The sequence below is a fragment of the Flavobacterium sp. M31R6 genome, assembly GCF_013284035.1.
In the GTDB taxonomy this organism is placed as follows: Bacteria; Bacteroidota; Bacteroidia; order Flavobacteriales; family Flavobacteriaceae; genus Flavobacterium.
The window spans coordinates 441,967-455,047 of sequence record NZ_CP054141.1 but is presented as its reverse complement, the minus strand read 5'-3'; the positions used below and the strand labels follow the sequence as shown (position 1 = coordinate 455,047).

Here is a 13,081-nt window from a genome sequence, read left to right as displayed (position 1 = left end):
GAAACAATAGTTAATAATTGTAAAAATAGTATTAAAGCGAACAGTGTTGTTGCTAAACTGATAAGGAATTTAATTGTTTGGAGTTAGTATTACTTTTTTTACTAAATTGGTAGAATTATCTTTCATTATGAAAAAGTATTTTAAAATAGGTGTTTTTATCTTTTTTCTGTTTTTGGTTTATTTTGGTTTTGCCACTTATCCCAAGCTAGAAGTGATATCCGGATTTTCGGCCAAAAGTGTGACTTCTGCCCATTTTATTGACCATCGTTCACAGGAGATTATCGAAAAAAGCGATAATGATTTTGATGTGATAGGTTGGGCGACCAATGAAATCAATGAATCGGGTAGATTTGTGACATCGAATGTTTTTGGTTTAAAAAAGCGAAAAGCAATTTACAGGGAAGGTTTGGGAGCTACATTAATCAATGATGGTTTTGATGTTACGAAGCCGTATGAAATTCCAAAAAGAACTAAATCAAGCAGTAAACTTCCTTTTCCTTATGGAGATGCAGAGCCTAAAGACACGGTTTTTGCCAATGTGGATTATGCCAAATTGAATCAGGCTGTCGCCAATGCTTTTGATGCCAAAGGGGAGGATGAGAAAAGAACGCGTTCGGTTTTGGTTATTTACAAAGACAAGATTATTGCTGAGAAATACGCTGATGGTTTTACGAAAAATAGTATTATTTTGGGTTGGTCTATGACCAAAAGCATTACGGGGACGCTTTTTGGAATACTTCAAAAGCAAGGGCGATTTGATATCTACAAACCTGCACCTGTTGCCGAATGGCAAAATGACAATCGAAAATACATTACGACCAATGATTTATTGCATATGAATTCCGGTTTGGAATGGGATGAATATTATGACAGAATCTGTGATGCCACAAAGATGCTTTTTCAAGACAAAGATATGACACAATCTCAATTGATAAAACCAGCAGTATTCAAACCAAACACACATTGGAATTATTCTTCTGGAACAACCAATTTGCTTTCGGGAATTTTGCGGAAGCAGTTCAAAACGCACCGGGAATATTTGGATTTTTGGTATTCGGCTTTAATTGATAAAATCGGAATGTATTCGATGGTAATTGAAAGCGATATGGCAGGGAATTATGTTGGTTCGTCTTATGGCTGGGCAACGACAAGGGATTGGTCCAAATTAGGATTGCTGTATTTGCATAAAGGCAATTGGAATGGTGAACAAATATTTGATGCAAGTTGGTCGAAATATGTATCAACGCCAACAAATACTTCAAACGGAAAATACGGTGCACAATTTTGGCTCAATGCTGGAGGCTTCTATCCAGATGCTCCAAGAGATTTGTATTCCTGCAATGGTTTTCAGGGACAAAAAGTGTTTATTATTCCATCACAGGATTTGGTCATTGTCAGAATGGGTTTAACTGGTGATTCTAAATTTGATTTTAATAGTTTGTTAAAAGGGATTGTCGGGAGTGTGAAGAAAGATTAACCGCAAAGGACACAAGGGAAAAACCGCAAAGAGCGCAAAGTATAAATATTATACTTGCGCTCTTTGCGTAAATATTTGCAAACCTTGCGGTTAAAAATTACAAATCAAATCCAATTTTAACGCCCAATTTCATGGCAATAATTTTGGTGATTCGTTGTTTTAATTCCGGTATTTTGATGTTTTCGATAACGGCATTCGAGAAAGCGTACATTAATAATGCTTTGGCCTCTTTTTTAGGAATTCCGCGTTGTTGCATATAGAACATAGCAGTTTCGTCTAGTTGCCCAATAGTACAACCGTGTGAACATTTTACATCATCTGCAAAAATTTCCAATTGCGGTTTAGCGTTAATGGTTGCTTTGTCGCTCAACAGAATGTTATTGCTTTTTTGAAAAGCGTTTGTTTTTTGAGCTTCTCTTTCCACATATACTTTTCCGTTGAAAACTCCTGTGGATCGGTCGTTAAAGATTCCTTTGTAATCTTGGAAACTTTCACAATTAGGTGTTGCGTGGTTCACTAATGTATAGTGATCAACGTGTTGATTATCAACAATAATAGTGATTCCGTTCAAGGTACTAGTCAATCTTTCTCCAAAGTGGTAGAAATTCAAATTGTTTCTGGTTAAGTTTCCTCCAAAAGAGAAAGTGTGAACCGAAACGTGACTTTCCTGTTTTTGGGAAACATAAGTGTTGTCAATCAAATTGGCTTCCAGGTTGTCATTTTGAATTTTATAATAATCCACAATGGCCCTTTTTTGAGCAAAAATCTCGGTGACCGAATTGGTTAAAACTGGATTTTCGTTCAAACTTTGATGACGTTCTATGATTTGTACGTGTGAGTTTTCACCAACAATAATCAAGTTTCTTGGCTGAACCAAAAGTGCAGTTTCGCTTCCTGTAGAGAAATACATGATCTCGATAGGCTTGTCGGCAACTTTGCTTTTTGGAATATTGATGTAGGCTCCTTCATTGGCAAAAGCCGTATTCAAAGAAGTTAAACTTTCCTCTTTGCTTGCAATCTTATTGAAGTAAGTATCAATAATCATTTTATATTTTGGTTTGTTTAATGCCGATGACATTAAGCAAACATCGATGCCGTCGTGAGTAGTCGAAGATAAATGGGAACTAAAAACACCATCTACAAAAACTACTTTGTAGGTGTCTATTTCGTGTAAAAAGTACTTTTTTACATCGCTATATTGAATGGCATTTTCTGTTTTTGGAAAAACGCTAAAATCATTTTTTAAGATAGCATTTAGCGAAGTGTATTTCCAACTTTCTTCTTTTTTGGTTGGGAATCCTTTATTTTCGAAGTTTTTTATGGCTGCAGTTCGCACATTGTGAAGTTCCGAATGAACATCGACGCGCTCTTCAAAAGCCATAAAAGACGATAGTAATTTTTCTTTAAGCTCCATCTTAGTTTTCTCCTTTAATCCAATCGTATCCTTTTTCCTCTAATTCATGTGCTAATTCAGCTCCACCAGATTTTACAATTTTTCCGTTGTGAAGAACGTGAACAAAATCAGGAACGATATAATCCAATAATCTTTGGTAGTGTGTAATTACAATGACAGCATTTTTATCGCTTTTCAATTTATTTACACCATTGGCAACAATTCTTAAAGCATCAATGTCAAGACCAGAATCGGTTTCATCAAGGATAGCTAGTTTTGGTTCTAACATTGCCATTTGAAAAATTTCATTTCTTTTTTTCTCTCCACCAGAGAAACCTTCATTAAGGGAACGAGAAAGAAATTTTCTGTCGATTTCTAATAATTCTGATTTTTCACGAATCAATTTCAGCATTTCATTTGCTGGCATTTCATCTTGACCTTTAGCTTTACGAGTTTCGTTGATTGCTGATCTCATGAAGTTGGTAACCGAAACCCCTGGAATTTCCACTGGGTATTGGAATGAAAGGAAAACACCTTTGTGAGCTCTTTCTTCTGGAGCTAATTCTGCAAGATCTTCTCCATCCAAAATTACTTCTCCATCAGTTACTTCGTAGTTTTCGTTTCCGGCAATTACAGCCGAAAGGGTACTTTTTCCAGCACCATTTGGTCCCATTATAGCATGAACTTCTCCTGCTTTTACTTCAAGGTTTATCCCTTTTAATATTTCTTTGTCTCCAATAGAGGCGTGTAAATTTTTTATACTTAACATTTGTTTTTTTTAATTTTAAAAGAATTCTAAATTCTCTTTATGACAAAATACTATTTATATGTTCTTGATCTTTTATTGTTTGGTAGGAAAAATGTTTTTCTCCTAAATATGTCATGCCTAAATAATCTGCTGATAATCGAAAGGGTAAATAAAAATCATAATCTAATTTATCTTCATCAGAATTTGAAATTACAAACATATTTTTACCTCTTAACTTTCTTCCTGTTTCTTTTTCTATTCTAATTAAATCAGAGAATCGATCAAAAAACACTTTCATTATACCACTCATTGTGTACCAATATACTGGAGTGGCAAAAATTAAAGTATCATATTTTTCTAGTATCGATTTTATTAAAGGCAAAAAATCATCTGTGACATTCTGACTTTCATAATCATAATAAGAAATAGAATAGTCTCTTAAATCAATCACATCTGCATTTATTTGAAGAGAAATTTTATCAACTATTTTTGATGTATTTCCGTTGCTTCTAGAAGACCCAACAATAATAACTTTTCTGTTTCCCATATTGATATTATCCTACAGAACCTTCCAGCGAAATTTCCAATAATTTTTGTGCTTCTACGGCAAACTCCATCGGTAATTTATTCAACACATCTTTACTGAAACCATTTACGATAAGTGCAATTGCTTTTTCGGTTGGGATTCCACGTTGGTTGCAATAGAAAACTTGGTCTTCACCAATTTTACTGGTAGTAGCTTCATGTTCTACTTTTGCTGTTGGATTTTTGCTTTCGATATAAGGGAAAGTATGTGCTCCGCAATGATTCCCCATTAACAGTGAATCACATTGTGAAAAGTTTCTGGCGTTTTCTGCTCTAGCCCCAATTTGAACCAAACCTCTATAACTGTTTTGTGATTTTCCTGCAGAGATACCTTTAGAGATAATGGTTGATTTGGTGTTTTTACCCAAATGGATCATTTTGGTTCCAGTATCAGCCTGTTGGTAATTATTGGTAACTGCAATCGAATAAAATTCTCCAATTGAGTTGTCTCCTTTTAAAATAACAGAAGGATATTTCCAAGTTATTGCAGATCCTGTTTCTACTTGTGTCCAAGAGATTTTTGCATTTTTCTCGCAGAATCCTCTTTTGGTTACAAAATTGAAAACCCCGCCTTTACCTTCTTTATTTCCAGGATACCAGTTTTGAACAGTAGAATATTTAATTTCGGCACCATCTAAAGCAATCAATTCTACTACTGCAGCATGCAATTGATTTTCGTCACGGGTTGGTGCTGTACATCCTTCCAAGTAAGAAACGTAACTGCCTTCGTCTGCAACCAAAAGTGTTCTTTCGAATTGTCCAGTTCCAGCTTGATTGATTCTAAAATAAGTAGATAATTCCATTGGGCAACGAACGCCTTTTGGAATATAGCAGAAAGATCCGTCTGAGAAAACAGCCGAATTCAAGGCCGCATAAAAGTTGTCTTTTTGTGGAACAACAGTACCAAGATATTTACGAACTAATTCAGGGTGTTCTTTGATGGCTTCGGAAATACTCATAAAGATAATTCCTTTTTCGCCTAATGTTTTTTTGAATGTTGTAGCTACAGAAACTGAGTCAACCACGATATCCATGGCAACATTATTCATCTTTTTTTGCTCATCAATAGAGATACCTAACTTTTTGTACATTTCTAAAAGTTCAGGATCAACATCGTCCAATGTTTTGTTTGGATCTGCTTTCTTTGGAGCTGAGTAATAAGAAATGGCTTGAAAGTCCGGTTTTTGGTACTTAACGTTTGCCCATTCTGGCTCGATCATTTCTTCCCAAGCACGAAAAGCCTCAATGCGCCAATCGGTCATCCATTGTGGTTCGTCTTTCTTTTTAGAAATAGCTCGAACAATATCTTCATTCAAACCAATAGGAAACGTCTCCGACTCTAATTGAGTATAAAATCCGTATTCGTATTCTTTAGTTTCTAATTCGATTTTTAAATCGTCTTCGGTGTATTTTGACATATTTTTTGTCTTAAAAGTATTAAAGTCTAAAGTGATAAAGTCATTGTAAGTCTTTCAACTTTATGAATTTGTCCTTTTGACTAAAGTGAAAATGATTCCCCGCAACCGCAAGTTCTATTAGCATTTGGATTGTTAAAAACAAATCCTTTCCCGTTTAATCCTCCAGAAAATTCTAATATAGTTCCTGCTAAATAAAGGAATGATTTTTTTTCGACAGCGATTGTGATATCGTTGTCAACAAAAATTTTGTCGTCTTCGCCTTTAGTTTTGTCAAATTTCAAATCATAAGACAAACCAGAGCATCCACCGCTTTTTACGCCGACTCTCACGTAGTCCACAGCGGCATCGAAACCATCGTCTTTCATCAAATCGATGATTTTCTTTTTGGCAGTATCAGAAACTTGTATCATTTGTTAGTAGTATTTGTTTTGTGTTTTTGACATAAATGGCTTAAAATGAATCTCTAAAAAGAGAACATAATTCTGTAAAGCTCATTTATGCGCTATCTTTATTTCGTCTAAATTAACTGCAAAGATACTATATAAAATGCTTTTTCCCATAAGTGATAACATTTATATAACTAATGCCAAAATAGAAATTTGTTATATATGGTAGAATTAAGCCATTGGATTTTGCTAAATTGCAGGTTCTCTTTAAACATATAAAATATAATAATGAAACTTTATCCAATAGAAACAGGCAATTTTAAACTCGATGGTGGGGCAATGTTTGGTGTAGTACCCAAAACCATTTGGAACAAAACCAATCCTGCCGACGAAAACAATCTGATAGATATTGCCGCCCGCTGTTTGTTGATTGAAGACGGAAACCGATTAATATTGATTGATACTGGAATGGGAAACAAACAATCCGACAAGTTTTTTGGATATTACTCGCTTTGGGGCACTCATTCTATGGACAAATCATTGGCTCAATACGGTTTTCATCGCGATGATATTACCGATGTTTTTATGACGCATTTGCATTTTGATCATTGCGGCGGTAGTGTACAATGGAACAAGGACAAAACAGGTTATGAACCGGCGTTTAAAAATGCTAAATTCTGGAGCAACGAAAATCATTGGGAGTGGGCGACAAAACCGAACGCCAGAGAGAAAGCCTCTTTTTTGTCAGAGAATATTTTGCCGATGCAAGAAAGTGGTCAATTGCATTTTATTGCAAAACCTGATGGCGATTTTGCAGTTTCAAACGAATTGGGATTTGGAATTTTTTATGCCGATGGTCATACCGAGAAGCAAATGATTCCACATATTCAGTACCAAGATAAAACCATTGTTTTTATGTCGGATTTATTGCCAACAGCTGGACATCTGCCTTTGCCCTATGTCATGGGATATGATACGAGACCATTATTGACTATGCCCGAGAAATCAAAATTCTTGAACGCAGCCGCTGATAACAATTACTACTTGTTTCTGGAACACGATGCACATAACGAAATCATAACAGTTCAATATACCGAAAAAGGAGTGAGATTGAAAGAGGTATTTAGTTGTTCGGATATTTTTTAAAATCCAAAATAAGTGAGCCAAAAGAAATCCCCATTTTCAAATCGATGAAAATGGGGATTTCTTTTGTTATTTCATTTGTGCAATTATAATGCTTAGGATTGAAAATATACCAACACCCCACATCATTGGAGTTACTTCTTTGGTGTTTTTAGTAAATAAAGCCAAGATAATATAGCAGGCAAATCCATAAGCTATTCCATTACTGATACTATAAGTGAGAGGCATCATAATCATGGTTAAAAAGGCTGGAACACCTATATGTAAATCAGTAAAATTGATTCTGGATAAATGTTTGGACATATAGATTCCAACCAGAACTAGAGCAGGTGCGGTTGCATAAGCAGGAACGATTGTGATAATAGGAGAGAAAAATAAGGCTAAAAAGAAAAATAACGCCACAAATACCGAACTTAATCCGGTTTTGGCTCCATTGGCAATTCCTGTAGCCGATTCAATAAACACCACTGTGTTGCTTGTGCCCAAAATTCCACTGCACATAGTTGCAATACCATCGGCTTCCAATACTTTTTTGAGATGAGGCATTTTACCATTTTTGCCAACCAGATTTGCCTCATACGAACAGGCTATTGCAGTTCCAATAGAATCAAACAAGCTCACAAAAAGGAAAGAGAAGATGGCTGAGGCAAAACTTAATTTTAAGACTCCCAAAATATTTAATTGCCCAAAAATAGGAGCAATGGATGGTGGTAACGAAAAAACGTGGGTTGGTAAATGTACATTGGGGTCAAATCCAATTCCTAAGCAAGTTCCTATTAGGATTCCAATCAAGATGGCTCCTTTTACTTTGTAAATTTCTAAGATCACAGTGATAAAAAGGGTAAGTAAACCAATTACAACAGCTGGAGTAAATTTGCCTAATGTTACTAAAGTGTCTGGATGAGCCACAATAAGTCCTAATTGTTTGAACCCAATAAAGGCAATAAAAAAACCAACACCACAGCCCATAGCCACCTGCAAGGAGGGAGGAATGGCTTCTACGATTTTATGACGAACTCCAAAAAAGGATATTATTGTAAAAAATACTCCAGATAAGAAAACAACTCCCAAAGCATCTTGCCAGGAAACCCCTTGTCCCAAAACCAGTGTAAAGGCAAACATGGCATTTAGTCCCATACCGGGAGCCATTGCAAAAGGGACTTTGGCCCAAATTCCAACTAACAAAGTTCCAAAAATGGCTGCAATGCAAGTCACCGAAATGAGTGCTTCTTTTGGCATACCGGTCATGGACAGTATGTTTGGGTTTACAAAAATAATGTAAGCCATAGACAAGAAAGTAACCAAACCACCAAGAGCTTCTTGCTTTACTGAAGTTTCACGTTCTTTTATTTTAAAGTAATCTTGTATTTTGCCCATGTGGTCTTGGATTTATTGCTGCTGAAACGTATAATTGTTTTCCCGAAGAACTCAAATTTACAATAAAAAATAAAACCCCCATTTTCAAATGAATGAAAAATGGGGGTTATTGATTACTATAAATGATAAACTATTTCACTATGACTTTTTTGGCAGTATTGGCTCCTTCGCTTTCTAAATAGATATAGTAAATGCCCCTAGGGAGACCCTCTAAATGTATTGTATGGTCTTTGGCCCCTGAAGTAAATGTTGTTGTTTTTATTAATTTCCCTAAAGCATCATAAACGGTTACTTTTTCAAGCACAATATTATCAATGTGTAATTCTCCTTTGGTTGGATTTGGGAAAATTGCAACTTTGTCAAAAACTGAATCTTCGATTCCTAATTTGGAACAAGTTGAGGAATAGGTAGCTGTTGCATCTTTTATTTGACTCCAATTTTGATTGGAATAGGCTACATTGTCAACCTTGATACACGAAAGATTTGGGTTGTTTGAAAAGCTGGTGTACACAACCGTTTGGGATATTTTATTAGTAGGTTTTGCTAACACAAAATTAGCATTATTTCCATTTTGTAGATTTAATGATGTCAGTTGATTAAACTCAACATTTAGCGATTTTATTTTTGGATTTTGTGAAATATCAAGCGTGGTCAATTGATTTCCTAGCGCATTTAAAACTGTTAATTCTTTATTTTGAGAAAGATCTATTTGCATTACTTTATTGTTGCTAAAATCTAATTCTGAAAGATTTGTGTTTTTAGAGACATCTAAGCTTGTTAGATTATTTCCACTAATGGAGACATATTGAAGCATCAGGTTTTTGCTAAAATCTACGGACGTTAAGTTAGTACCGTTAGCCGTAAAATACTTTAGAGCTGTGAAGTTTTCAATTCCGGTTAAATCTTTAATATTAGTATTTGAAAGATCTAAAGAGGTAATTGATTCGATGCTAGTAGTAGAAATTTTTCCATTTAAACCATCTGTGTCAATTCCTAAATCAATTAGTTTTTGTTCAAAACTTGAATTTGGAATGAGTGTGTAAACAAGATTACAATCTGTTGAATAATTAGCTGTAATATCTTTTAAATTTGCCCAATTGGTATTTGAATAAGCGATATTATCGACTTGGATACAAGTTAAGTTCGGATTTCCTGTGAAATTCAAAAACCTAGTATCGAAAAGAGCTTTGTTTCCATTATTTTTTAGGTTCAGATTTAATAATTTGTTATTCTGACAAAGTAAAAAGACGACGGAATTATTTTTGGAAATATCCAATGAGGTTATTTGGTTGTCATTACAAAATAAAGAGTTCAATATTAAATTATGAGAAAGATCTAAATTTGTAAGTTGATTTGATTGACAGTTTAAAAATCCAAGCGAACTGTTTTTTGAAACATCGATAGTGGTTATATTATTGGAAGAGAAAGTTAGAGCGCCTAATTTGGAGTTTTTAGAAACATCAATAGAGGATATTTTATTATAATCAAAAAATAGTTCGATAAGCAAAAGGTTTTTGGAGACATCTAAATCAGAAAGTTGATTTGTGTTGCAAGCTAAAGTTTCCAAAGATAGATTATTTGAAATATCTAAAGAAGTTATATTGTTGGCAGAACATCTTAAACTTTCCAAAGATAAGTTCTTAGACACATCTAGAGTAGATAATTTATTGTTACTGCATTCTAAGCTAATTAGTGCCAGATTTTTAGAAGTATTGAGAGTAGTCAATTCATTTTGAGAACAATTCAAATTAGTCAAAGCGACAAAATCCTGAATACCTGTCAAATCTGAAATTGAATTTGACGAAACATCCAATGAAGTGAGTTTGTCCACGTTTGCGGTCAGAACTTTCCCATCTGCAACACCAGAATCGATACCGAGAGAAATCAACTTGTTCTCAAACTTAACATCGGATATATAAGTATATAGATTTGAGGTAGAGCAGTCTGTATTAAAATTTGCAGTATCGTCTTTAATTGAGCTCCAATTTGCATTAGAATAAATCGCATCATCAACTTGGATGCAAGTTAGCTTTGGATTTCCGGTAAAATTCAGATAGTTATTTGCGAAATGAGTTTGGTTTCCATTTTTTAAATTTAAATCTAATAACTTGTTATTCTGACAAAACAAATAACCTAAAGAGCCATTTTTGGAAACATCTAATGAGGTTATTTGATTGTCATTACAATATAAGGTGCCTAATTGCAAATTATGTGAGATATCTAGGTCAGTAAATTGATTTGATTGACAGTTTAAGAAACCAAGATTATTATTATTTGAAACATCTATACCAGTTAAATTATTAAAAGAGAAACCAAGCGTATTTAATGATTTGTTTTTAGAAACATCTATCGTGGTTAACTTATTATAATCAAATATTAAGACTGATAATGCAAGGTTTTTGGAAACATCTAGATCTGTAAGTTGATTCGTGTCACACATTAAAGTCGTTAAGGAAAGATTATTCGAAACATCTAATGAAGTTATATGATTATGAGAGCATTTTAAACTTTCTAATGACAAGTTCTTTGATAGATCTAAAGCAGATAACTTATTGACATTACATTGTAAACTAAGTAGTGCCGAGTTTTTAGAAATATCCAGTGTTGTTAAATAGTTAGCGGTACAAATTAGTTCTTTTAAAGACGTAAAATCTTGAATTCCAGTTAAATTAGAAATTGAACTTAACGAAACATCTAAAGAAGTTAGTTTGTCCACATTAGCAGTAGGTACCTTTCCATCGGCAACTCCCGAGTCAATACCAAGTGCAATCAATTTGTTCTCAAAGTTCACATCGGGAATCAATGTATATGCTGTACAGTCTATATTATAGGTAGCATTTGCATCTTTTATGCTTGTCCAATTGGCATTAGAATAATTTACATCATCAACCTGTATACATTTTAGGTTAGGGTTATTTACAAAATTAGAATAAGTCAGATCTAAAATTGTATTGGCACCATTTTTAAGGTTTAAGTACGTTAGTTGATTGTTTTCGCAAGCTAATTCTGTGATCAATGGGTTTTTTGAAATATCAAGACTTGTGATTTTATTATTTAAACAATCAAACAAATCTAGTTTTGGATTATTTGAAATATCAATCGATGTAAGTTGATTAAAATGACACATAAACCATTCTAATTGAATATTCTGAGTGACATCTAAACTTGTTATTTGATTGTAGTAACAATAGAGTTTTGTTAATGCGGTATTTTTTGTAACATTCAAATTGGTTAATTGATTTGTTGCACAATTTAACTCAATTAGGGATGTATTATTTGTGATGTTCAATTCAGTAAGTAAATTTGAATTACACCATAATTTCACTAATAGATTATTTGATGAAACATCAATGGAAGTTATCTTATTGGAACTAAAATATAAATTTGTCAATGCGATATATTTAGTAACATCAAGCGAAGTTAATTGATTTGAAGAGCAGTATAAATGCGTCAAACCTAGATTACTGGTATTGATGAAATTGGTTAATTTGTTTGTAGTACAATTCACCTCTATTAAATTACCGTTTTTAGAAAGGTCTAAAGAAGTTAAATTATTTTTTTGACAATCTAACGATTGTAATGCCACAAAATCTTGGATTCCGGTTAAGTCGGAAATAGAACTATTGGAAACATTCAATGAAGTCAATGTGTTAATATTGCTGGTTAGCACTTTTCCATCAGTCACACCAGAATCAATACCTAAGGAAATTAATTTGTTCTCAAAATTTACATCGGGGATTAGTGTGTATTGCGCTCCAATTGTCGCTACATCAATCACAGAAACATTGTCAACCAGAATCTCTGAATTTAACGTTCCGGTAGTCCAAATATCTACCTCTATATTTTCGCTTACCGCAGGAGTGTAGTCAAATTCAACTTGTCTCCATTCACTATTAGAAAATGTAGCGTCTGTTTTTTTGATGATTTCCTCTTTAAAAGCACCAGGTTTGTGGTATAAACTAAGGTCAATAGCAGAAAAACTGCCCGAAACTAATTTGTGATACAAAGTAATACGGTAGGTTTTGTTGGCCACAACTGGAAAATATTCACTGTTGATGTAATTAAATGTTCCATCAGCAATCATCATGTTGGTGCTTGATAAACCATTTTGAGCCGAAGTACTTTGTGAGACAAAACCACTGAAATACCGGAACCAATTATCAGGCTGTGAGGAAGAAGTCCAATTTTCGAAATCCCCATTGGGAACCAAATTGTTTTGTGCGTTAATGATCAGTGAGAATAGCGTTAAAAATAAAAGTAATTTTGTTTTCATAGGTTATTTGGCTTTAGTTGTAAGGCAAATACAAGAGTACGAAACTTAATTAACTTTCCTACATTAATTTTTCGGAATATCCTACGTTTTTTATTTTTTTGAAAATATTTCTTTACAAGTTTAAAACTGGAAAACATCAACGACTATAAATCGCTAGGATTATAAAAATAGTAAAGAGAATGGAGAATAGAAATACTATGTTCCAATAAAAACAAAACCCCCATTTTCAAATGAATGAAAAATGGGGGCGTTTTAAGAGTAATTTTTTTGTGCTTTTAAGA

General features: G+C 33.8%; 9 protein-coding genes. 2 read left to right on the top strand and 7 right to left on the bottom strand.

Annotated features, from left to right (window positions below; genetic code table 11):
- Positions 1-127 precede the first annotated feature (127 nt).
- Positions 128-1,477 carry a serine hydrolase domain-containing protein gene (locus HQN62_RS01860; RefSeq protein WP_173503104.1) on the top strand — a complete coding sequence of 450 codons (1,350 nt, stop codon included), beginning with the start codon at positions 128-130 and terminating at the stop codon, positions 1,475-1,477.
- Between the two features lie 97 nt (positions 1,478-1,574).
- On the opposite strand, the gene sufD is transcribed toward HQN62_RS01860, so the two are convergent.
- The 5 genes from sufD to HQN62_RS01835 form a co-directional block, all read right to left on the bottom strand.
- The gene (gene sufD / locus HQN62_RS01855) at positions 1,575-2,891 is read right to left on the bottom strand and encodes a Fe-S cluster assembly protein SufD (RefSeq protein ID WP_173503103.1); all 1,317 of its coding nucleotides are present in this window, start codon (positions 2,889-2,891) and stop codon (positions 1,575-1,577) included.
- 1 nt (position 2,892) lies between these two features.
- Complete coding sequence (gene sufC / locus HQN62_RS01850) at positions 2,893-3,639, bottom strand: Fe-S cluster assembly ATPase SufC (protein ID WP_173503102.1); 747 nt, start codon at positions 3,637-3,639, stop codon at positions 2,893-2,895.
- A 37-nt stretch (positions 3,640-3,676) separates the two neighbouring features.
- Positions 3,677-4,165 carry a flavodoxin family protein gene (locus HQN62_RS01845; RefSeq protein WP_173503101.1) on the bottom strand — a complete coding sequence of 163 codons (489 nt, stop codon included), beginning with the start codon at positions 4,163-4,165 and terminating at the stop codon, positions 3,677-3,679.
- A gap of 7 nt (positions 4,166-4,172) precedes the next feature.
- Positions 4,173-5,621 (bottom strand): Fe-S cluster assembly protein SufB, encoded by a 1,449-nt coding sequence (gene sufB, locus HQN62_RS01840; RefSeq protein WP_173503100.1) that lies wholly within the window; start codon positions 5,619-5,621, stop codon positions 4,173-4,175.
- Positions 5,622-5,701: 80 nt separating this feature from the next.
- A complete protein-coding gene (locus HQN62_RS01835; protein ID WP_077374886.1) occupies positions 5,702-6,031 on the bottom strand; it encodes a HesB/IscA family protein in 330 nt (109 codons plus the stop codon).
- Between the two features lie 264 nt (positions 6,032-6,295).
- Here HQN62_RS01835 and HQN62_RS01830 point away from each other — a divergent pair, with 264 nt between their 5' ends.
- Positions 6,296-7,153 carry an MBL fold metallo-hydrolase gene (locus HQN62_RS01830; RefSeq protein ID WP_173503099.1) on the top strand — a complete coding sequence of 286 codons (858 nt, stop codon included), beginning with the start codon at positions 6,296-6,298 and terminating at the stop codon, positions 7,151-7,153.
- Between the two features lie 66 nt (positions 7,154-7,219).
- Here HQN62_RS01830 and HQN62_RS01825 read toward each other — a convergent pair whose 3' ends face one another.
- Together HQN62_RS01825 and HQN62_RS01820 are read right to left on the bottom strand one after the other, a co-directional pair.
- Positions 7,220-8,527: an NCS2 family permease gene (locus HQN62_RS01825; protein WP_173503098.1), complete on the bottom strand. Its 1,308-nt coding sequence runs from the start codon at positions 8,525-8,527 to the stop codon at positions 7,220-7,222.
- A gap of 130 nt (positions 8,528-8,657) precedes the next feature.
- On the bottom strand, positions 8,658-12,800 hold the full coding sequence (locus tag HQN62_RS01820) for a T9SS type A sorting domain-containing protein (RefSeq protein ID WP_173503097.1): 4,143 nt from the start codon (positions 12,798-12,800) through the stop codon (positions 8,658-8,660).
- Between the last annotated feature and the right edge of the window lie 281 nt (positions 12,801-13,081).